The organism is Vibrio sp. YYF0003 (assembly GCF_036350715.1).
In the GTDB taxonomy this organism is placed as follows: Bacteria; Pseudomonadota; Gammaproteobacteria; order Enterobacterales; family Vibrionaceae; genus Vibrio; species Vibrio natriegens.
Genome location: NZ_JAZDWA010000004.1, coordinates 317,229 through 340,047, shown reverse-complemented (window position 1 = coordinate 340,047; position 22,819 = coordinate 317,229). Strand labels below are relative to the sequence as shown.

The following is a 22,819-nucleotide window of genomic DNA, read 5'->3' as shown; positions in this document are numbered from 1 at the left end:
GCGTTGGCAGACGCTCCGGTTTTCAGCATTATAGGCTGTGATTTATTTCCTACAAGTCTGATATTTGAAATTTTTTTGTGTTACCATCTTGAAAATCGCATATCAAAAACACCGCTAAAACCATCAAATCTTTTTCTTATTTAACAAATTCAACAAGTTAAAATGTCATAACTCTCAAACGATTGCGCAAACCGTTGCGTCTCAGTGACCAGGTTCAGACGTTTCATATCTCAAATCCATCAAATTCCACGCAAGTAATGCCCTAATCGGCAACTTGAAATACAAAGATTTTCACAAAATCGGACCAAAATTTCATGGATTCATGGCAAAGCGAAGCGTTTCTACGACATCACTGGCTAACAATCCTCGCTCTCCATATTGGTTCACATTGATATCCGCCGCGTGGCTATGGATCATGACGCCTAATCTGGCAGCGATAGAGATTGGTATACCTTTCGCCAGCAACGCACCAATAACACCGGAGAGCACATCTCCCATTCCTCCGCTTGCCATACCCGGATTACCAGCCAGACAAACATACATTCGTATGCCATCATAAATGAGCGTCCCAGCGCCTTTCAGCACCACCACACCACCAAAACGTTCGTGCAACTGCCTAGCGGCTGAATACCGGTCACGTTCAACGTCTTGCGTGGTCACATTTAACAAACGCGCGGCTTCTCCCGGATGTGGGGTCATCACTCGTTGGTTATCGCATACTAACGTTCCATCATAACGCTGACTGAGCATCGCCAGTATATTCAATCCGTCGGCATCGACGACTTTCGGTTTATGTGGCTGAGACAAATATTGATAAGCTTGGTATGCCCACTCATCATCGCCAAATCCAGGGCCAAAAACTAACGCATCAGCCCATCTAATTCGCTTAGTCAGTTCATTTTCGGTATTCCGCAACTCATCAGCGGTAATACTTTGGCTCATCACTTCTGGGCAAGCGATTTGCAGTGGCACTAGGCTCGTTGGATGGGTTATCCCTGCAGTCAGTCCCGATCCACTGCGCACAGCAGCCGAAGCGCAGAAGCGAATCGCGCCGGACATTCCGAGATTGCCACCGACGCAAAGCAATTTACCGTTATCGCCTTTGTGAGCGGTTGGTTTTTGTGGAGGTAAAAGTCGAGGGATGACCTGGTGATCGATACCTAGTGCACTCTCCTCTTCTATAGAGTCAAACTCTACATTGACGCCCAAGCCACGAAAGTGCAATTCACCCACATGACTTCTCGCCTGGGCCGTCACTAAACCTTGTTTGACACCGATAAAAGTAAGCGTGTGGTTTGCGTATATTGCATCACCTAACACAGAGCCCGTGTTGGCGCATAATCCTGAGGGGATGTCGACCGAAATAACCGGACACCGAATTTGGTTAATTTGCTCAATATAGCGTCGATACTCTTTTCTCACTTCACCGCTCAATCCTGTCCCCAATATTGCGTCAATGATGACATCCGCTTCAAGTAATGCGGTGTTCCAGTCATCCCAACTGCTGTTTTGGCCATCAACGGTTTGCCAATCTTCGTAAGCACAGCGGGCATCGCCAGTAAGTGAAGAAGTATCTCCAAGCTGAAATACCTTCACATTGAGTTGGGCTTGCTTAGCGAGAGAAGCAAAAACATAACCATCTCCACCATTATTGCCTTTACCGCAAACGACCAATACATTCTTTGCTCTGGGGTAAAGATGCAGAAATTGCTCGTAAACAGCCATCCCAGCTCGTTGCATCAAGCTATACATTGAAACGCCAGCCATCTGCGCTGCAATCACTTCACCATTTTTGACTTGTTCTGCTGTATAAAGTTTTAAAGCAAGATTAAAGTCCATAACCACATTCTTCGTCACAAGCACACAAAATAAGTATACAAAAAAGGCACCCAATGTGGATGCCTAATACAATTATTGATGCTGTGAGGGCGCTCTATGGCACACCGTGTCCTTTAGATGCAACCCAAACGCGATACCACTGTTCACGAGTCAACTCGATGTTTAATGCATCAACAGCCGTTTGAACGCGCTCAATCTTACCAGAGCCAATAATTGGGATTGGATTAGAAGGCAGGCGACGAACCCAAGCGTAAATCACCTGATCAATACTGGCCGCACCGACTTCCTCACGAATGGCTTCTAGCTCATTACGTACACGAACCGCCTGTTCACTATCGCCGCTGAAAATAGAGCCACCACCTAAGCAAGACCAAGCCATTGGACGAGTGCGCAACATTTGCATCTGATCCAACGTACCATCGTGCGCAACCTCAAAGTTTAGTGGGTTGATTTCCACTTGGTTTGTCACGAGTGGTTTGCCCAGACGCGATTGCAACAACTCAAACTGACGCGGCGTAAAGTTTGAGACACCAAAGTGTTTCACTTTACCCACTTTATGCAGCTCTGAAAATGCTTCTGCCACTTCGTCAGCGTCCATCAAAACGTCTGGGCGGTGAATAAGCAGAACGTCGATTTCATCTACATTTAAACGCTCAAGTGAGTTGTTCACCGATTGGTAAATGTGCGCAGAACTCGTGTCGTAATGGTTGATTTTACGCTCTGGTGTTTTATCTCCACATAAGTTGATATCACACTTGGTTACGATCTGAATGTGTTCACGAACGCTTTTGTCCAACGTTAACGCTTCGCCAAACAGCGCTTCACACTCGTAGTTACCATAAATATCGGCGTGATCAACCGTTGTAATACCTAGTTCCACATGTTGCTTAAGGAAGGTCAAACGCTCTTGAGCCGTCATTCCCCAATCTACAGCGCGCCAGTATCCTTGAACCAGTTCTGAAAATTCTGGGCCACTTGGTGCAGTCACTACTTTTGCAACCATTGGTTCTCTCCTTTATTTAATCTGCTTTCATCCTAGTCTTGTTTTCGCGCTGTCTCAACGGGTAAACTTTCGCAATTCGAACTGGAGTACGAAATATGTCTTTTGCCCAACGATTATCGACTTTAATTGGCGAAGAAAGCATCAGCGGGTTTGCACGCCGTGTTGAAGTGTCAGAAGCCTTGATTAGAAAATATTTAAAAGGTAGTGAACCGAGCCTAACAAAAGCGAACCAAATTGCGATGCGAGCAAACTGCTCTCTTGAATGGTTGGCTACAGGGTGCGGGTACCTTTATCGCCGCGCTGAAGTGGTGGATTTGGAGGCGTATAAACTCGCTTTTCAACACGTGATGAACGAAACACTGCCAGAAGATGAGCAAGAGATACATCGTAAACTTATCGCTGGTTACCAATATCTGCGCTCACATAAAAAAGCAGATGGCTTTTTAGATGAGTCTGCGATGGCAACGTTTCTCTCATTGCATCATGAGAACAAAAATCAGCACGAGCCTAAAAGCGCGTAACTCGAAGCGTGATCATTTCACCATCACTAATCAGCGACACCGCCAAACTTGGAGACGCTGATTGAAACTCACTTGATCTTACCCACTGAATTCTCCGATTGGCTTCTGGTGGGTAACGATTCATCATTAAGATGACTTCTTTATCTACATCGTCTGCTGACTTATTTTTCAGCGAGCTAAGCACATCCATTTCTTGATCATCAAAATGGATACTTTTTATTACCAAGCCATCTTTTCTTAAGTTAAGAATTAGGTCATTCCAGCTCTGCCATTGGAATTGCGCCAAAAAAACAAATTCAGCAGTTTCCTGACGTAAAATAACTTCACCGTACAAATGCTGGTGATAGTAGCTAAATTCGTCTAAACAAAGCGTATCAACAGACGGTTCCGAATCGTTCCATTCGCTATCACACCGATACCAAAGGCCACCTTTTTGAACGGTGCTTTTTACCTGAATCAAGGGTTGATCAGACAATACGCTGTGCCACCAATGATTATCCATCGCCAAGGTGGACTGCGGCAATAAAGCACTACAAAAGGAAATTAAGAAAAGGGATAAGAAACGCATTGGGTTTTATCAAGGCAGCAACAGTTGGCAAAACATTAACGTGGAATGAAAAATTATCAAGCAGGGTGCAACAAATAAACTCTAACAATTCAAGATGACAGACATTAAGAAGGCGCACATTTCAAGTGCGCCTCTACCTCGTTACTCAATCGTGAGTGTGCGAATCGGGAAGTCTACAGATGCATCCCAAACTTAAAACGAGGAATTACCGTAGGGTTTGAATCCATCCAAATTGTGAGTAAAACGTCACATCCCTCCTTCTGAAGCAGTCATGTTGCTTTACACTTAAAGCATGGTTCATTTTTCTCAGAAAACAAGCTTTCTCTGTAAAAAAACAACGTGAGATATGAGATCAATAGCACAATATTTGCGAATACTATCGAGTCAGAATCTTTGAGCTACCAATAGTGGAAAGCTAAATTGCAACTTTGCCGATTAGGTCTAGACTCTTCCGGGCGTATAATTTCCTCCGTCCCATCAAATAGAAGCAGGAGAAACCGTTAATGACCAAGAGAGAGAGAATTGTGAAGTCTGTGTTAGCGCACGTACCGAAAGATGCGATTAACCAGTTTATCTCTCGAGGGTCGACACCAATATCGGTTTTGTTAATGGCCGCTATCGTAGGCATACTTGCTGGCGTTGTCGGAACTTACTTTGAACATGCCGTCCACCTCGTTTCTGAAACTCGTACCGAATGGCTAAAAAGTGAAATTGGTAGCATGTTGCCACTTTGGCTGGCAGCCGTACTTATTAGCGCCATGTTGGCTTTTGTCGGCTACTTCCTTGTTCACCGTTTTGCTCCCGAGGCTGCAGGTTCCGGCATCCCTGAAATAGAAGGCGCGATGGACAATATTCGTCCAGTCCGTTGGTGGCGCGTGCTACCAGTGAAGTTTTTCGGTGGTATGGGTGCGCTAGGGTCAGGCATGGTATTAGGCCGTGAAGGTCCAACGGTACAAATGGGTGGTGCTGTCGGTCGAATGGTGACAGATATTTTCCGCGTAAAAGATGACGACACAAGGCACTCTCTGCTCGCTTCAGGCGCGGCAGGTGGCTTGGCCGCGGCGTTTAACGCGCCGTTAGCAGGCATCATGTTTGTCGTTGAAGAGATGCGCCCTCAATTTCGCTATTCATTGATTTCCATTCGTGCGGTGATCATCTCCGCCATCATGGCTAACATTGTGTTTCGGGCGATTAATGGCCAAGATGCAGTGATCACCATGCCTCAGTATCAGCCACCAGCCTTACAATCTCTTTGGCTGTTCCTACTACTAGGGGCTTTGTTTGGTGTATTCGGCGTTATCTTCAATAAACTTATCACCATCGCTCAAGATAGCTTTGTGGCTATCCACAAAAACGATCGTAAGCGTTACCTTATTACAGGATCGATTCTAGGTGGTGTATTCGGTTTACTGCTTTTATACGTGCCACAATTGACGGGTGGCGGCATCGCACTCATCCCCGACGTAACAAACGGGAACTACTCCATCACACTGTTAGTGCTGCTGTTTGTTGGCCGTGTTGTAACAACATTACTTTGTTTTGGCTCTGGTGCGCCTGGCGGTATTTTCGCGCCAATGCTCGCTTTGGGTACCTTATTTGGTTATGCATTTGGTGCCAGTGCAGAAGTGCTGCTACCAGCCCTAGATATTGAACCGGGCATGTTTGCGATCGCAGGCATGGGCGCCTTATTTGCTGCAACCGTACGTGCTCCAATCACAGGCATTCTGCTGGTTATCGAGATGACCAATAACTACTACCTTATTTTACCGCTCATCATTACCTGTCTGGGCGCAGTAATTATTGCCCAGTTACTAGGCGGACAACCGATATACAGTCAGTTACTTCGTCGTACGCTTAAAAATGACAAGCTACGTCAACAAGATCTACCAGAAAATCAAGCGTCTTAAGCGTTTAGTCCCCATTTCGCTCCAAATAATCTTTTATCCGGAAGGGTTGTTTGGAGCCGATTACCTGCTACTTTTGCATCTTTTACCAAATATTCGATACCAAACTCACAAAATTGCCATTCTATGATCGTTCCCCTATACCTTTATGAGTAACTACCAATAAAACTTGCTAGTATTCGCGCCTGATAGAGCAATTGTTCCATGACATTTGGCTTTGTTTAACCTGAGCATAAAATAGACACTGAGATATTTTTTCAGGTAAACCCTTTTCAGAAAGCTAGGTCGGTATTAACGTTTTATACGAATAGAATCATTTCGGAGTAGATTTGAACTGGAGAAGACTTGTACAGTTTTATAGTGTCCCTCCCTCTCAGGCAGCATTGGCACTTGGTATTATTGGTTTAGGTCAAGCCTGGGCGCTGTACGTTCCAGCTATCGGTGAACCGATTCGACCATTTCTCTCGTCACTTGGCGCTCTATTACTTGCTCCGGTGCTGATCAAATATGCGACTAGCCCTCGCTTATTCATCGTCGATATTCGTAATCCATTGAGCGGCAGTTTAATGGCACCGATGAGCATGGCACTTCTGATCCTGACAGATTACCTTGCTTCTGTGTCACCTATTATCGCTTACCCATTGTGGTTTTTGGCACTTTTGCTCCACTTTTCTATGATGGTGCTCTTTTTCGGCTTTCAGCTCACTAACTTTAAAATGTCGAATATTGTTCCCAGTTGGTTTCTGTACCCTGTGGGGATAATAAGTAGCTCGCTCGCTGGCTCTCAATTCGGGCATAACGTGTTCTCAGAAACCGTTGCGCTAATGTGCATTGGCATTTATTTCTTTATGTTGCCTTTGGTTTTATACCGCTTAGTTTTCTTTGGGTCGTTACCCAGAAAGGCGCGCCCTACTCTGGCGATCATGGCGGCTCCTGTGAACTTGTCACTAGCAGCCTATTTAGTGAACTTCCCTGAGCCAGACCCAATCCTCACAGGAGCATTAGCGGGTATCGCCATCACAATGACCTTGCTGATTTACCTGTGTTATTTCCGACTACTGCGATTGAAGTTCCAACCGTCTATAGCAGCGGTCACATTCCCGTCGGTTATCAGTGCAATTGCCATGCACCGATTAACCACATTTTTTGCAGAATCACACCCGCAATGGAACTGGCTGCATGACTTTGGCTTTTTAGAGCTGAGTATTGCTACGGTATTGGTCGTTTGGGTGTCGGCAGGCTATGTGAAAATGTACTGGCCAGAAATTGTCAGATCCCGCTCCAAACAAGCATAAAAAAAGGATGGCTTCTGCCATCCTTTTTTCTTCAATTCGATTTATCGTAAACCGTGCAAAAATTCGGCACGTGTCGCTGGGTTGCTCTTGAAAATGCCTCCCAACGCAGTGGTCGTTGTTTCACTGGTTGCATCCATAACACCACGTGATTTCACGCAGTAGTGCGTCGCGTCAATCGTCACAGCCACATCGTCAGACTCAAGAAGCGTTTGTAACGCGATAAGGATCTGCTGTGTCATACGTTCCTGAACCTGTGGACGCTGAGCAAAGAAGCGTACAATTCGGTTAATCTTCGACAGGCCAATGATTTTGCCACGAGGAATATACGCTACAGCGGCTTTACCATCTATTGTCACAAGGTGGTGCTCACAAGTGCTGGTCACAGTGATGTCTTTCACACGAACCATTTCACTCACGTTCATCTTGTTTTCGATAACAGTGATTTTCGGGAAGTTCGAATAATCCAGACCAGAGAAAATTTCGTCCACGTACATTTTTGCAATGCGATGCGGTGTTTCTTCTAGGCTATCATCCGTAAGGTCAAGCTGAAGGAGGCCTAAGATCTCACGCATGTGGTACTCGATCTTTTCCTTTTTCTCTTCACGGCTTACGTTATTAGGACGCATTGGCGTTTCTAATCCACGTTGCTCTAGCGCTTCTTTTACTAACTTCGCTGACTCGCTAAGACCTGACATTACACTTCCTCTTTCATAACTGCCGCTCTCAGATTGAAACACATTTCTCGTTGATTCATTCCGTTTGCGCTTCGGTCGCTCAGTTTAGTGATTTATATCCAAAACACATAACAAAAATAGACTGAGCGGTTTTCTCGACTCCACGAGGACTTTTTACCCCTTTTGGATGGGTGACAAGGATACTCGGATTTTTGAATAATTACATCCATATTTTATCGGTGGGCTTTGTCACTTTATGATAAAGTTGCCTCAAAACATAAGAATATAGGACTATCTCAATGGGCTGCTGCGACGCACCTGGCTTGATGCCAATTGAAGAAGCGATGGAGAAGATGCTATCGCAAATCAAACCAATCCAAACGACTTTGTCTCTGCCACTCGCTGAAGCATTGGGTTATGTACTTGCCGAAGACATTTTATCTCCAATTCACGTACCTCCGTTCGACAACTCCGCAATGGATGGTTATGCAATCCGTATTCAAGATCTGCAAGCGTCATCAACGTTGCCTTTAGCCGGAAAGTCATTTGCAGGCCAGCCATTTGAAGGTGAATGGCCGCAAGGCACGTGTGTTCGTATCATGACGGGCGCACAAATACCGCAAGGCTGTGATGCCGTCATCATGCAAGAAAACACGGAAGTAACGGATTCTGGGATCCTGTTTAACCAAACTGATGTAGAGCCTCAGAACAACATCCGTCCTACTGGTGACGACATCCAGCAAGGTGATATCGTACTCGCCAAAGGCGCACGCCTGACACCTCGCGATATTCCAATGATCGCTTCGTTAGGTGTGAGTCATGTGACTGTCGTGCGTAAACCAAAAGTGGCCTTTTTCTCTACCGGTGACGAGCTAAAACCATTGGGTGAGTCGCTTGAAGCGGGTCAAATCTACGACAGCAACCGTTACGGTATTAAACCTCTTATCGAAAATTTTGGTTGCGAGCCAATAGACCTAGGCATCGTCCCTGATTGTCCTGAGACCCTTAAAGCGACATTTGAGCAAGCACAAACACTGGCGGATGTGGTTGTCACATCGGGTGGCGTGAGTGTAGGTGAAGCCGATTACACCAAAGATATTCTTGAAGAGCTGGGCGAAATCGGCTTCTGGAAACTGGCGATTAAACCGGGTAAACCTTTTGCTTTTGGCAAACTTTCCACAGCTTGGTTCTGCGGTCTTCCAGGCAACCCGGTGTCTTCAATGATGACGATGTATGTTTTAGTTCAACCAATGCTGGCTAAACTGGCGGGGCATACAGAGTGGAAAGAACCATTATCCATCCCTGCGATCACTAAGACGGCGTTCAAGAAAGTGCCGGGACGTGCGGATTACCAGCGCGGGATTTATTCGTTAGAAAACGATAAGTTCGTTGTAGAAACAACAGGAAACCAAAGCTCTGGTGCATTTCGCTCAATGAGTTTAGCCAATTGCTTTGTTGTACTTGAGCGCGAACGTGGCCGAGTTGAAATCGGTGAGACGGTAAACATTCAACTATTCAACTCAACACTTTACTAGGATTGCACCGTGGATATTCTTTCTGATCAAGAAATGCTGCGCTACAACCGCCAGATCATTCTGCGTCAGTTTGATTTTGACGGGCAGGAAGCACTTAAGCAGAGCTCAGTCCTGATTCTTGGTGCTGGCGGGCTGGGCTGTGCGTCAAGTCAGTACCTTGCGACTGCGGGTGTTGGTAAGCTGACATTAGTTGATGATGACATTGTCGAGCTGTCTAACCTTCAGCGTCAGGTACTTCATCACGATGCCGATATCGGTCGTAACAAGGTTGATTCAGCCCGCGATGCGCTACGAGAGCTTAACCCTCACATCGCCATTGATGCCATTGCCAAGCGTCTTGATGATGCAGAAATGCAATCCCTGATTGAACAACATACGCTTGTTGTGGATGCATCGGATAACGTAGAGACGCGTAACCAGCTTAACCGTCTGTGCTTCGCAACGAAAACGCCGTTAATCTCCGGTGCAGCGATCCGTATGGAAGGTCAGGTAAGCGTATTCACGTACGATGATCCAGCACAACCCTGTTATCAGTGCTTAAGTGCCCTGTTTGGCAGTGATGCTTTAAGCTGTGTGGAGGCTGGGGTAATGGCACCAGTGGTTGGCATTGTCGGCGCAGTGCAAGCGATGGAAGCGATTAAAGTGATCGCCAATTACGGTCGGCCAATAAAAGGCAAAATACTTATACTTGACGCGCTAAGTATGTCCTGGCGAGAGATGAATTTAATGAAAATGCCAACCTGCCCGGTTTGTAATTAGCGAGATAACATTCAAAAGCTCAACCTATTGTTGAGCTTTTTGCTATGGGACGAAAGCGATTTTTGCGCAAAGCGGCATCCAACTTTGAACAGACATTTATTTTCATGTAAAACAGTAAGATTACTCAGGCTTGAACATACGGAACTCAATCTTGGACAATCCCCAAAAATACATTTTGGTTTTAATCAGCTTGACTGCCGTTTTACTGCTTCTCTGGTTAAGCGCTCCAAACACAGAGAGAACCGTGACGGCAACCGTAATAAATAACACGCTAACACAATCTTTAGATGGTCAGCGTCGCTACCTGACGATCAACTCACCCGAGACTGGCCAACAACGCGTTTCTGTTCCAACATCAGTGGTATGCCCTGTCGGTTCGACGGTAACATTAAGTCAAGCCACAGAAACAACCATTGAACAGTCATTCTCATTTGTTCGTTGCGATTAGCGTGTCTCCAGATCATATGGGTATTAATAATAAGGATTTAACGATGCAAACATTGATTGACGCGAAGGAATTAAGTGCCCTATTAGGCCAACCCAATGTGAAAATATTGGACGCAAGCATAAGCTTCCAAATCCCTTCTGAGGGAAAGAAGATCACCGATAAATGGATCCCGGGCTCACTGCGTTTTGACTATGACAACGACTTTTGTCTACCCGATTCCACGCTGCCACATATGATGCCGACTGAAGATGGATTTAATACCAGCGCACAACAGCTTGGCCTGCATAAAGATGATCTTATCGTCGTCTACGATAACTCTGGAACGCTTGCATCGCCTAGGGCATGGTGGATGTTCAAAGCGATGGGACACGATAACGTAAAAGTCCTCAATGGCGGATTACCTGCGTGGATAGACAGCGGCTTCCCTGTCGTAGATTCACTTTCAGCACCTTCTGAATTAGGTACATTTGCCGGGACTCTGTTTGAAGAAGCGTTCTTAGACGCGCAAACCGTACTCGAACACTCAAAAAATCAAAGCGCAAATATCATTGATGCACGTTCTAAAGCGCGCTTTTTAGGCGAAGTACCGGAACCACGTGCTGGCCTTCGCAGCGGACGCATTCCAACCTCAATCTGTTTACCATTTCAGGAGCTGATGACGGATGGCCACATCAAACCCGTTTCGGAATTAGAGCAAGTTTTTAGTGATCTTACGATTCAAGATGACCAACGCCTTATATTCAGCTGTGGTTCAGGCGTTACTGCCTGCATTTTGTTGTTAGCCGCGCATCAATTAGGCCTGCGAAATGCGTCTGTGTACGATGGTTCGTGGACGGAGTGGGGTTCAAGCCTTCACTTGCCAATCGAAATTTAGCAAACAAACGAGTCACGAAACTGCATAACAGTGAAAACAAAAACCGCCCTCAAATGACGGCGGTTTTTCTTCTTTTAGATACAAGTAATATCACTACTTTCTCATCATGATGCCTGAGAAGCAGGGTTTTCCGGCTGACGATAGTTGATCATACAGATCATGACGATCACAGCGAGCGCTACCAATCGGTAAATGTCTGACATAAACAGCACACCTAAAGCCATCGCCAGTAAAACACCACGTTGCCAGTATTGTAATGGCGAGAACAGACGCCCTTCGATACCACCCGCAAAGGCGACAAACAGGCTGATTGTCGAAATCACACCAATCACAAAGTGCATCGGTTCACCTTCAATCCAGATCAGGCCAGAAAAGGCCATCATTGCCGGAATGAGGAAAAAGCCCTGAGCAAGTTTAAATGCCTGCACCGCAGAACGCATTGGTGATGCATTCGCAATCCCCGCTCCCGCAAATGCAGCTAGCGCAATTGGTGGCGTCACGTTTGAAGTTTGCGATAACCAGAAGACGATCATGTGCGCAGTTAGTACCCCTAGGCCAAAGTCCATCAGGGCAGGAACCGCCATAATTGACAGAACGATGTAGGCCGCCGTTACGGGTAACCCCATTCCGAGAACCACGGCAGCTACCGCAATCAAGGCTAATACCGACCATAAGTGGCCGCCCGACATTGCGATCAGGAACTGCGTAAACTGCAGACCAATCCCTGTCTGACCAACGACACCCACCACGATACCAGCGGTTGCACAGGCGACAGAAATAGGAATAGCCAGAAACGCACCTTCTCTCAAGCCTTCAATAAACAGTTTGAGACTGATTCGACTATGCTTACGCGTCATCGCCGCTAACAGGATTGCCACACACCCGAAAACACCGACTAGCACGGGAGAGTAACTCATCATTAGCAGTGCGGTGATCAGAACAAGTGGCAGTAAATAGTGCCAGCCATCTTTCAACACTTTAGAAATCTGCTCTGTTACCGTCATCCCCTGAAGACCTAGCTTACAGGCCATCAGGTGTACATAAAGCAAGGTACAGGCAAAGTACAAAATAGCCGGAGCGATAGAGACCAATAAAATATCGCTGTATGGGATACCGGTAAACTGCGCCATGACAAACGCCCCCGCCCCCATTACCGGTGGCATGATCTGCCCACCAGTCGATGCAGCCGCTTCGATGCCCGCTGCTTGCTCTGGCTTATAACCGAGCTTTTTCATCATCGGTATGGTTAACGCACCCGTGGTTACGGTGTTTGCGATTGCTGACCCAGAAATGGAGCCGAGAGCCGCAGAAGCAACCACACTCGCTTTCGCCGGACCACCTCGATATTTACCTGCCAATGCAAATGCCATATCGATAAAAAACTGGCCAGCACCAGTCACCTGCAAAAACGCGCCAAATAAAACGAACATGAACACTACACCAGCGGCAATCGCTAGCGGCGCACCATAAACGCCATTGGTCGAATAGATGTGGAAGCGAACAATCTCTTCTACAGAGAACCCTTTGCTCGCGACGTTATCGGGTAATACATCACCAAACATCGCATAGGCTAAAAACAGTGCTGCTATCACTACCATCACCAGCCCGACAGTACGCCTTGTCGCCTCAAGCAGCATTACGATTAAAACAACGCCCGCCGCTTGTTCCACCGAGCCTAAACCATCAAGCAGGAAACTGATGTCATCGTAGTCAAACATGGCAATAGTGGTCGAAGCCCAGCAAGTTAGGGCAACGAGAACAAAATCAATCACTCTTCCTGTCAGGTAAACAGGTACAGAATGTCGGGACTTGAAGGTCGGGTAAACCAAGAAAGCAATCGCTAAGACCCAACTGACGTGAACTGGGCGAAATACGGGTGCCGATAGGCTGGCTACAATCCCCTGCCAAACTTGAAAGACAGATAAAGCGATAGCCGCAACGGCGGCTATCGAAAGTATCACGTCGGTAAGTTTCTGGTTACTCGGATGAATCTTACTCATCACTTACTCCATGTAACTTTATCTCAATCCACTTAAGCGCTTGAACATGCGTTCAAATTGAAAACTGACAAGTGCCGCAGTGGATTGATTTTACTTCTTTAATACGAATTACTTAGTTTGTTCCTGAAAGTACTTCTCAGAACCTGGGTGTAGAGGAACACCATCCAGTTTGGTCATATTTTCGATGGTGGTGAACTTAGTTACGCCCAATACCTGACGGATCTCATCGATGTGCTCAAACGTCGTTTTTGTCAGTTCATAAGCCATATCTTCGCTCATGTTTTTATTCACAACCAAAACGTTCCAAACCGCTGGCACCTTAAATGCAGGCACTTTGTTGTAGGCATCAGCAGGCACGTCAAGCTCTAGATAAGAAGGGTGATCTGCGGCAATTTTCTTCAGCTCTTCATCGCTGAAACTGAGTACACGAATGTCACGAGTAAGAGCCAGTTCAGTTATTGCACCAACACCGACACTACCAACGATCACACCAGCATCAATCTGGTTGTTCGCGATAGCACTAGTGGTCGCAGTGTAGTTCAGAGACTGGGCTTTGATGTCGTCTTCTGTCACACCCAGTGTGTTTAGGATATTGATTGCACTAACGCGAGTACCTGAGCCCGGCGCACCAAGAGAAACGCGTTTACCTTTTAGATCGGCAACCGATTTAATGTCTGAGTTTGCAGGAACAATGAACTGCACAGCATTTGGATAAAGTGCAAACAACACCGCAACGTCCATCTTACGAGGGAACGGTTTCGTGCCTTCATACGCTTGCAGCACTACGTTGCCTTGAGCAATACCAGCAAGCTGTTTATTGGTAGAGACTTTAATGGTGTTTTCAACAGAGGCCGCAGTCACTTCTGCACGCATATTAAAATCCGGTAAGTTCTCGCTCCAAATCTTAGCCAACATGCCACCTAGCGGGTAATAAGTACCACTTTGACTACCGGTACCAATAGTGTAATTTTCCGCCATCGTTGATGCTGAAAATACGACAGCAAGTGCCACTAGCCCATTCCTTAGTGCTTGGTACATAAATGCTCCTTGTTCTTTTAGATTGATTGTTATAGCCAAATAACCTTGAGATCTTTGAGTCGCAGAAACAGCAACGCTCTGACCCTGTTTCTTGAAGTCATTTGGATATACTTCATAAAGTTATGGTGTGCTCAGGGAGAAATAGCAAACGAGAATGAGATGAAATGAGAGCTTTGTGCGCTATTTGTGTGCCACTCAGAAACGGATTGAAACTTTCCCTGTACTTTATCGCAGTCAGAATGCGTGGGAGAACACGACGACTAACCTGACTGAGTTCGCAACAAAACAATGAAAATTGTTCTTCTTCCAACCATGGAGAACTGCGAGTGCGGGCTAATATTTATATACTTTGCTTCAATTTGCAATCATTAAAAATGCACACTGCAACAAGAATTATGTGATCAGAAAGACGATAACCAGGATGATAAAATTGAACAAGTCATATTTAAAATCAATAGATTATCGTTAAATCATTATTTTAGCGGATCACCAGAACAAACCGTAAATACCGGTTTATTTAAATAGCACAAGTGAATATAAAATCATCACCAGCGAATAGAAAAGTGTCTTATTCATGACTTCCTCCGAGCTCATCGGGTTCCAATGAGCCGCGAGGAATGCTCTAAACTAATGCTTTAAACTTAGGAAGGAAATCAGGCTGCGAGTGATTTCTAAACACTCGCAACCGTATTGCATTAATTGCACATTATTCGTACTAAATATCCGATACTGTTTTGCCGTTCATTTGCTCATCTAGGTTGAGTACCGTTAATGCATTACTCACGCTAGTGGCAATAACGTCAATCGCGCCCGTTCTTAAAGCTCCGAGTAATGCCAAAGGTTTACTGTTCTCGGCAGCAATGGCAATCACTTCAGAAACGGAGCGAAATTCATCAATGCCAAGACCGATAATACGGTCGCTCATCACCGTCTTTGCGGATACGCCATTAATATCAAAAAAATCGTACCCCGCGAAATCTCCAACGACACCTTGCATCATTCGCGACTGCACGACTTCTTCTGCGGTAAACCAACCAAGATCGACCATGTAGCTGTTTTCACTCATGTCGCCGATTCCAACCAGAGCCACATCGGCTTTACGTGCGAGGTCCAGAGTCTGCTTAACCGTCGCGTTTTGCATGAAAGCAAGTTTCTGCTCCCGGTTTTCTGCATAGGCTGGTGCATATAGCGTTTCTGATGTGCCGCCGTAGCTTTTGGCGAACTGACGGCAAATATGGTCAGCGTTAAACATGCCTCCACGTGGATGAATACCGCCGATACCACAAACAAACTTAACGTCTCTTTGAGGGATAACGCCTACGTGATGCGCGACTGCAGACACATTGCGCCCCTGACCCACCGTCACTACAGTACCATTTTGTAGCGTGCTCGCCATGTATTTAGATACCAGCCCAGCGACTTGTAACCTTTGCTGCTCTTCGCTTGGCTGATCTAAAGCCACCAAGGCGCGCTTCACGCCAAAACGTTCGATCAGCCTTTGCTCAATCTTAGCGCTAAATACCGGGTGATATTTAACTGTGATCTCCACGATGCCTTCATCTCTTGCTTGCTTTAGCATACGTCCCACTTTCGCGCGGGAAACAGCAAACTTTTTCGAGATCTCTTCTTGTGTTGCCCCATCTTGGTAGTAAGCAACCGAAATCTCAGTCAGAAGATCGGTACTTTCATCAGATACATCGTTAATAGATTTACTCATATTCAACCTGATTTGTATTTTATCTGTGCCCTTCACTCGAGCAAATACTCAACGCCATTACAAGCGCTCACGAGCGTAGCATATGTCACACCTGCCCTTCACTTCAACATTTGCTCATCACAAAAACAAATTCTCAGATTAAAATAGGGCTTCGCTAATGCCCTTATAAGCCATGTGCTATATGGGCAAACGTTTATCTAGATAATAGTGGGCCAAGGCGGGAAAAAATAATTGATGAATGTCACTTTCCCCCCAGATCAACAATTGACTTTTCGCACAGATCAGATAATTATGGAGGCATCATTTACTCAGAGTTAGAGCAAATGTTCACAACAAATGTTCAAACGCTGAAAAGTTAAAAGTTAGTGAGCAGAACAGATTTCTACTTCCGCTGGCTAACGCGCTTGCAAATGCACTTTTCATACTGACAGCAAAGTATGAGCCCAATGAAATAGGATGATCGGAATGAGCAACAAATTAGAGCAACTTCGTAAACTGACGACTGTAGTCGCTGACACTGGTGAAATCGATGCAATCAAAAAATACCAGCCAGAAGACGCAACAACTAACCCTTCTCTGATTCTGAAAGCCGCTCAAATTGCTGAGTACGCTCCTCTAATCGATGCTTCAATCGAGTATGCAAAATCACAGAGCGACGACAAAGCTCAACAAGTTCAAGACACTTGTGACATGCTTGCTGTAAACATCGGTAAAGAAATCCTGAAAACTATCCCTGGCCGTATCTCTACAGAAGTTGACGCACGTCTTTCTTACGATATGGAAGGCAGCGTAGCAAAAGCACGTCAGCTAGTTAAAATGTACAACGATGCTGGCATCGCTAACGACCGCATCCTTATCAAACTGGCTTCTACTTGGGAAGGTATCCGCGCTGCTGAAATCCTAGAGAAAGAAGGCATCAACTGTAACCTGACGCTTCTATTCTCATTCGCTCAGGCTCGTGCATGTGCTGAAGCTGGTGTATTCCTAATCTCTCCATTCGTTGGTCGTATCATGGACTGGTACAAAGCGAAGGAAGGTCGTGACTTCGAAGCTTCAGAAGATCCAGGCGTACTATCTGTATCTAAGATCTACAACTACTACAAAGAGTACGGCTACAACACAGTAGTAATGGGCGCAAGCTTCCGTAACATCGGTGAAATCCTAGAACTAGCAGGCTGTGACCGTCTAACTATCGCTCCAGCTCTACTTGCTGAATTAGAAGCGGCTGAAGGCGAAGTGGTTGAGAAGCTAGTTGACTCTAAAGGCACTCAAGAGCGCCCAGCGCCAATGACTCATTCAGAGTTCCTATGGGATCACAACCAAGACCCAATGGCAGTAGAGAAGCTTGCGGAAGGTATCCGTAACTTCGCGATTGACCAAGGTAAACTTGAAGACATGATCGCAGCTAAGCTGTAATTACACAGAATCACAAAAGGGGAACGTTTGCGTTCCCCTCTTAATTTTCCTTTCCTAGAATTAAATTTATTCGGTAACTATTATGGATCGTAAACATCTTGCCAATGCAATCCGCGCACTAAGCATGGATGGTGTTCAACAAGCTAACTCTGGCCACCCAGGTGCACCTATGGGTATGGCTGACATCGCTGAAGTTCTTTGGCGCTCTCACCTAAACCACAACCCATCTAACCCTGAATGGGCAGACCGCGACCGTTTCGTTCTTTCAAACGGCCACGGCTCAATGCTGATCTACTCTCTACTGCACTTGAGCGGTTACGAGCTATCTATCGACGATCTGAAAAACTTCCGTCAGCTTCACTCTAAGACTCCAGGTCACCCAGAGTACGGCTACGCGCCAGGTATCGAGACAACAACAGGTCCTCTAGGCCAAGGCATCACTAACGCAGTTGGTATGGCAATGGCTGAAAAAGCACTTGCTGCACAGTTCAACAAAGAAGGCCACGACATCGTTGACCACTTCACTTATGCATTCATGGGTGACGGCTGTCTGATGGAAGGTATCTCGCACGAAGCATGTTCTTTGGCGGGCACTCTAGGTCTTGGCAAACTGATCGCATTCTGGGATGACAACGGCATCTCTATCGATGGTCACGTTGAAGGCTGGTTCTCTGACGATACACCTAAGCGTTTTGAAGCGTACGGCTGGCACGTAATCCCAGCGGTAGACGGTCACGATCCTGAAGCAATCAACGCAGCAATTATCGCAGCTAAAGCAGACCCTCGTCCGACACTAATCTGTACTAAAACTATCATCGGTTTCGGTTCTCCTAACAAGTCAGGCTCACACGACTGTCACGGCGCGCCTCTAGGTGCAGAAGAAATCGCAGCAACACGTAAAGAACTAGGTTGGGAGTACGGTCCTTTTGAAATTCCGCAGGAAATCTACGCAGAATGGTCAGCGAAAGAAACAGGCGCAGCTAAGGAAGCAGCGTGGGACGAGAAATTTGCAGCTTATGAAGCAGCATACCCTGAGCTGGCAGCTGAATTTAAACGCCGCGTAAACGGTGAACTGCCTGCAGAGTGGGAAGAGAAAGCGAACCAAATCATTGCTGATCTTCAATCAAACCCAGCAAACATTGCGTCTCGTAAAGCATCTCAAAATGCGCTAGAAGCGTTTGGTCAAATGCTTCCAGAATTCATGGGCGGCTCTGCTGACCTTGCACCTTCTAACCTGACTATGTGGTCTGGCTCTAAGTCTCTTGAAGCGAATGACTTCTCAGGTAACTACATCCACTACGGTGTGCGTGAGTTTGGCATGACAGCGATCATGAACGGTATCGCGCTACACGGTGGTTTCGTTCCTTACGGTGCAACGTTCCTAATGTTCATGGAATACGCGCGTAACGCAATGCGCATGGCTGCTCTGATGAAAGTTCAGAACATCCAGGTTTACACGCACGATTCTATCGGCCTTGGCGAAGATGGCCCAACTCACCAACCTGTTGAGCAAATGGCTTCTCTACGTCTGACTCCAAACATGAGCACATGGCGTCCATGTGACCAGGTTGAATCAGCAGTGGCTTGGAAACTGGCTATCGAGCGTAAAGATGCACCAACAGCACTTATCTTCTCTCGTCAGAACCTAGCACAACAAGAGCGTACTGCAGAGCAAGTTGCAGACATCGCGAAAGGTGCTTACATCCTGAAAGATTGCGAAGGCAAGCCAGAGCTTATCCTTATCGCAACAGGTTCAGAAGTTGAGCTAGCGGTTGAAGCAGCAGCGCAACTAACTGCAGAAGGCAAGCAAGTACGTGTTGTTTCAATGCCATCAACAGATGCATTCGACAAACAAGACGCCGCTTACCGTGAAGCAGTACTGCCATCAGACGTGACAGCGCGTATCGCTATCGAAGCGGGCATCGCAGACTTCTGGTACAAGTATGTAGGCTTCGGCGGCAAGATCATCGGTATGACTACCTTCGGTGAATCTGCACCAGCAGGCGAACTGTTCAAGATGTTCGGTTTCACTACAGAAAACGTAGTAAACACAGCGAAAGAATTGCTTGCTTAATCAAAGATTAGCTTTCAAGCAATTGCTATAAAAACAGAGCCCCGCTAATACAGCGGGGCTTTTTATTGTCTGAATAAAAGAGAATTCTTACGACGGCTTATCTTCAAATCGAAGCGCCAGTTGATAGAAATCTTTGACCTGCTCTTTTAGCTGCAGGCTGTTTTTCTCCACAGAATGAGTCGCCGCCAGGTTTTGCTCCGCCGTCGAGGCGATAGACTGGATATGCAAGTTCACGTCACTGGCCAGTTTTAACTGATTATCCGCGGTCTGAGCCACATCAACCATTAAGCCGCTCATGGTCTGCATCATCTGTTCGACTTCCGATAGACGTACCGTACTTTGTTTTGCAACTTCAGAACACGTATCCGTCTGCTCTTTATTCGCCAAAATGTCTTGTTGCCAACTATGTATGGTCGACAACATGGTAGAGATGGACGCCTGTATTTGCTCGGTTGCATTAGAAGTACGGCCAGAAAGTGCTCTTACTTCATCCGCTACTACGGCAAATCCACGACCTTGCTCACCCGCTCTTGCTGCTTCAATTGCCGCATTTAATGCCAGCAAATTGGTTTGATCAGCGATGCCACCAATTTCTTCCATCAAGTGACTCACTTTTTGTGCCTGATCACTTAATTTATACGTCGTTTCAGTGGCTTGCTCAGCTTGTAAACTCAGCTGGGTCAAATTACTGTGGGTCTGAATGATGGTCTCTTTTGCCATCAAACACGACTTTAGCGTGTCATCAATTAATAGATGTGCATCATTGGTTGTGGATGAAGCAGAGTTTGCAGAGATTTCAACTTCTTGCATGGCATCTCGGACTCTATGGATATCGATATTTTGCTGATTGAGCGCATCATGCACTTCAGCCGTTGTCTGGCTGAGATCTTCGGCGCACTCTTGTAACGGTAAAGCGGAGTCTGTCATACGCCCCAGCACTGTTCGAATACGAGCTGACAGCATTTTGATATGGAAATCCGCTATAGAGAACGCGCTATCACCCGAGTATATGAGCCTACTAACACTGTCGTACTGCTTTTGTAATTTTTTAAGTTGTTGAGGAGTATCAATCAATTCTTGACGAAATAGCAGGGCTAACACACCAGCTGGCAAGAGACTGGCGATCCAAGCTAAAGGGCCTTCAGCAGACAGAGCGTAAGCAGCGGCTGGGGCGCTCAGAGCACCAAGCAAAATAGCGTAGCGTAACGATTCAGTGATCTTTAAAGACCAAGTTCGACCAGATTTCTCTGCCGCTTTCATACTCTTATAAGCTTTAGCAGCAATATCAACCCATTCACGTTTTGGCTTAACACGCACAGACTGGTAGCCTACGACCTGATTATGTTCATATATTGGCGTGACATAAGCATCAACCCAATAATATCCACCAGATTTAGTACTGTTTTTGACCATGCCACGCCACGCCTTACCTTGCTTAAGACGAGCCCACATGTCACCAAACGCCCCTTTTGGCATATCGTTATGACGCACGATGTTATGATTTTGGCCGATCAACTCTTCATTTGTATATTCTGCAACACGACAAAATGCGTCGTTACAGTAAGTGATAACACCTTTCAAATTCGTAGTTGATACCAGTTCCTCAAACTCTCCGACCAGAGTCTCCTGAGTTTTGTTATTTGAATTGACTGACATAGACAATGCTTCTCACATTTTTAGTTATCATTCGGTAATAATTTGTTGAGCTATTACGAAGTATTTGATTCACGACCCTCTACGGGTAACTCTTTAACGGCAAGTCCTCACTTTTCTTAAGAGTAAACACAGAGAAATTTACGCAATTGCATGCACTCAAAGGACTGGCCAAGCCTTTAAGAAAACACAGGCGCTAAGCAGTTTTTACGCGGGAATAACCAAACTGCATGTGGATTCAGATCGGTATGTCTGTCAGCAAAAAATAAAAAGAGCCAGAGGCATCGACCTCTGGCTCTTTATAAGTATATATGGTTAAGAAGTGTTACTTATTACGACGCGCTTTCACTGCATCTGAAAGCTGACGTAACACAACTTCAGTATCTTCCCAGCCGATACATGCATCAGTGATAGACTGACCATAAGTTGCAGCCTTACCATCAACAAGATCTTGGCGACCTTCTACCAGATGCGATTCAATCATCACACCAAAAATAGCATCTTCTCCACCAGCAATCTGCTCTGATACATCATCCGATACCAGCATCTGACGCTTGAACTGCTTAGAGCTGTTAGCGTGGCTGAAGTCGATCATCACTTTCTTAGGCAGACCTGCTGCATCTAGCTCATCTTTAATTTGGGTAACATGAGCCGCGCTGTAGTTTGGTTCCTTACCACCGCGCAGAATAATGTGACAATCTGGGTTACCTGCGGTTTCAACAATCGCAGAGTGGCCGTATTTGGTTACCGATAAGAAGTGGTGAGACGCACTCGCCGAACGAATTGCGTCAGTCGCAATCTTGATGTTTCCGTCAGTACCGTTTTTAAAGCCAACCGGACAGGACAAACCTGAAGCTAATTCGCGGTGTACCTGTGATTCTGTCGTACGTGCACCTATCGCGCCCCAGCTAATAAGATCAGCAACGTATTGAGGCGTGATCATGTCAAGGAACTCACTGGCTGTTGGTAATCCCATATCAGTGAGGTCAAGAAGCAGTTTACGTCCGATACGCAAACCATCGTTCAGTTTGTATGTGTCATTTAGGTACGGGTCGTTAATAAGTCCTTTCCAACCTACGGTCGTACGTGGCTTTTCAAAGTAGACTCGCATCACAACTTCTAACTGCTCACCTAGCTCGTCGCGAAGTACTTTCAGCTTTTTACCGTATTCAACAGCAGCTTGCGGATCATGGATCGAACATGGGCCCACGATAACAAGCAGTCTGTCGTCTTTTCCTTCCAAGATGTTATGAATAGCATTACGACAATCAAAAGTAGTTGAAGCAGCGGTTTCAGTGGTTGGAAATTTCTCTAAAACTGCAACAGGTGGCAACAGTTCTTTTACTCTATTTATTCTTACATCATCAGTTTGAAACATTACTTCTACATCCTGGTTGTTGTTAATGACCCAGCTTTTTGCTTACTAAGAGCATTGCAATATTGTTCATAAAGCAAGCAGCAACAAGGGCTGTGGTTCATTTTTGACTTTCGATGCAAGTAA

The 22,819-nt window shown here is 46.0% G+C and carries 18 protein-coding genes; 9 read left to right on the top strand and 9 right to left on the bottom strand.

Going from position 1 to position 22,819, the window contains the following annotated elements:
* Positions 1-312 precede the first annotated feature (312 nt).
* Both V1U08_RS14330 and V1U08_RS14325 read right to left on the bottom strand, forming a co-directional pair.
* Positions 313-1,839 (bottom strand): NAD(P)H-hydrate dehydratase, encoded by a 1,527-nt coding sequence (locus V1U08_RS14330; RefSeq protein WP_330470862.1) that lies wholly within the window; start codon positions 1,837-1,839, stop codon positions 313-315.
* A 94-nt stretch (positions 1,840-1,933) separates the two neighbouring features.
* Positions 1,934-2,842, bottom strand: coding sequence for an aldo/keto reductase (locus V1U08_RS14325; RefSeq protein ID WP_020334187.1), 909 nt, complete (start codon positions 2,840-2,842; stop codon positions 1,934-1,936).
* Between the two features lie 95 nt (positions 2,843-2,937).
* On the opposite strand from V1U08_RS14325, the gene V1U08_RS14320 reads away from it, so the two are divergent.
* Positions 2,938-3,363 carry an XRE family transcriptional regulator gene (locus V1U08_RS14320; protein ID WP_330470861.1) on the top strand — a complete coding sequence of 142 codons (426 nt, stop codon included), beginning with the start codon at positions 2,938-2,940 and terminating at the stop codon, positions 3,361-3,363.
* Here V1U08_RS14320 and V1U08_RS14315 read toward each other — a convergent pair.
* A complete protein-coding gene (locus V1U08_RS14315; protein WP_330470860.1) occupies positions 3,350-3,838 on the bottom strand; it encodes a hypothetical protein in 489 nt (162 codons plus the stop codon). The two genes, V1U08_RS14320 and V1U08_RS14315, sit on opposite strands and share 14 nt — an antisense overlap.
* 596 nt (positions 3,839-4,434) lie before the next feature.
* On the opposite strand from V1U08_RS14315, the gene clcA reads away from it, so the two are divergent.
* Positions 4,435-5,838, top strand: a complete 1,404-nt coding sequence (gene clcA / locus V1U08_RS14310) for a H(+)/Cl(-) exchange transporter ClcA (RefSeq protein ID WP_014233820.1) — start codon at positions 4,435-4,437, stop codon at positions 5,836-5,838.
* Positions 5,839-6,164: 326 nt separating this feature from the next.
* On the top strand, positions 6,165-7,130 hold the full coding sequence (locus V1U08_RS14305; protein WP_020334184.1) for a TDT family transporter: 966 nt from the start codon (positions 6,165-6,167) through the stop codon (positions 7,128-7,130).
* Positions 7,131-7,171: 41 nt separating this feature from the next.
* Here the strand turns inward: V1U08_RS14305 and folE are convergent, their stop codons facing one another.
* Positions 7,172-7,825, bottom strand: coding sequence for a GTP cyclohydrolase I FolE (gene folE, locus V1U08_RS14300; RefSeq protein ID WP_014233818.1), 654 nt, complete (start codon positions 7,823-7,825; stop codon positions 7,172-7,174).
* A 278-nt stretch (positions 7,826-8,103) separates the two neighbouring features.
* On the opposite strand from folE, the gene moeA reads away from it, so the two are divergent.
* The 4 genes from moeA (at position 8,104) to V1U08_RS14280 (ending at position 11,420) form a co-directional block, all read left to right on the top strand.
* Entirely contained in the window at positions 8,104-9,339 is a 1,236-nt protein-coding gene (gene moeA, locus V1U08_RS14295) for a molybdopterin molybdotransferase MoeA (RefSeq protein WP_330470859.1), read from the top strand.
* A gap of 9 nt (positions 9,340-9,348) precedes the next feature.
* Positions 9,349-10,098, top strand: a complete 750-nt coding sequence (moeB, locus tag V1U08_RS14290; protein WP_065297771.1) for a molybdopterin-synthase adenylyltransferase MoeB — start codon at positions 9,349-9,351, stop codon at positions 10,096-10,098.
* A 244-nt stretch (positions 10,099-10,342) separates the two neighbouring features.
* Complete coding sequence (locus V1U08_RS14285) at positions 10,343-10,546, top strand: hypothetical protein (RefSeq protein WP_239950622.1); 204 nt, start codon at positions 10,343-10,345, stop codon at positions 10,544-10,546.
* A 43-nt stretch (positions 10,547-10,589) separates the two neighbouring features.
* Positions 10,590-11,420 carry a sulfurtransferase gene (locus tag V1U08_RS14280; RefSeq protein WP_330470858.1) on the top strand — a complete coding sequence of 277 codons (831 nt, stop codon included), beginning with the start codon at positions 10,590-10,592 and terminating at the stop codon, positions 11,418-11,420.
* 104 nt (positions 11,421-11,524) lie between these two features.
* Here the strand turns inward: V1U08_RS14280 and V1U08_RS14275 are convergent, their stop codons facing one another.
* The 3 genes from V1U08_RS14275 to V1U08_RS14265 form a co-directional block, all read right to left on the bottom strand.
* Positions 11,525-13,420, bottom strand: coding sequence for a TRAP transporter permease (locus tag V1U08_RS14275; protein ID WP_330470857.1), 1,896 nt, complete (start codon positions 13,418-13,420; stop codon positions 11,525-11,527).
* 108 nt (positions 13,421-13,528) lie between these two features.
* The gene (locus V1U08_RS14270; RefSeq protein WP_329354937.1) at positions 13,529-14,458 is read right to left on the bottom strand and encodes a TAXI family TRAP transporter solute-binding subunit; all 930 of its coding nucleotides are present in this window, start codon (positions 14,456-14,458) and stop codon (positions 13,529-13,531) included.
* A gap of 715 nt (positions 14,459-15,173) precedes the next feature.
* Positions 15,174-16,175 (bottom strand): sugar-binding transcriptional regulator, encoded by a 1,002-nt coding sequence (locus V1U08_RS14265; RefSeq protein ID WP_014233811.1) that lies wholly within the window; start codon positions 16,173-16,175, stop codon positions 15,174-15,176.
* 465 nt (positions 16,176-16,640) lie between these two features.
* Between V1U08_RS14265 and tal the strand changes: the two genes are divergently transcribed.
* The gene (gene tal, locus V1U08_RS14260; protein ID WP_014233810.1) at positions 16,641-17,591 is read left to right on the top strand and encodes a transaldolase; all 951 of its coding nucleotides are present in this window, start codon (positions 16,641-16,643) and stop codon (positions 17,589-17,591) included.
* An 82-nt stretch (positions 17,592-17,673) separates the two neighbouring features.
* Entirely contained in the window at positions 17,674-19,665 is a 1,992-nt protein-coding gene (tkt, locus tag V1U08_RS14255) for a transketolase (protein ID WP_330470856.1), read from the top strand.
* A gap of 87 nt (positions 19,666-19,752) precedes the next feature.
* Here the strand turns inward: tkt and V1U08_RS14250 are convergent, their stop codons facing one another.
* Together V1U08_RS14250 and aroG are read right to left on the bottom strand one after the other, a co-directional pair.
* Positions 19,753-21,321, bottom strand: a complete 1,569-nt coding sequence (locus tag V1U08_RS14250; RefSeq protein WP_330470855.1) for a methyl-accepting chemotaxis protein — start codon at positions 21,319-21,321, stop codon at positions 19,753-19,755.
* Positions 21,322-21,643: 322 nt separating this feature from the next.
* Positions 21,644-22,696: a 3-deoxy-7-phosphoheptulonate synthase AroG gene (gene aroG, locus V1U08_RS14245; protein ID WP_014233807.1), complete on the bottom strand. Its 1,053-nt coding sequence runs from the start codon at positions 22,694-22,696 to the stop codon at positions 21,644-21,646.
* Positions 22,697-22,819: the final 123 nt, after the last annotated feature.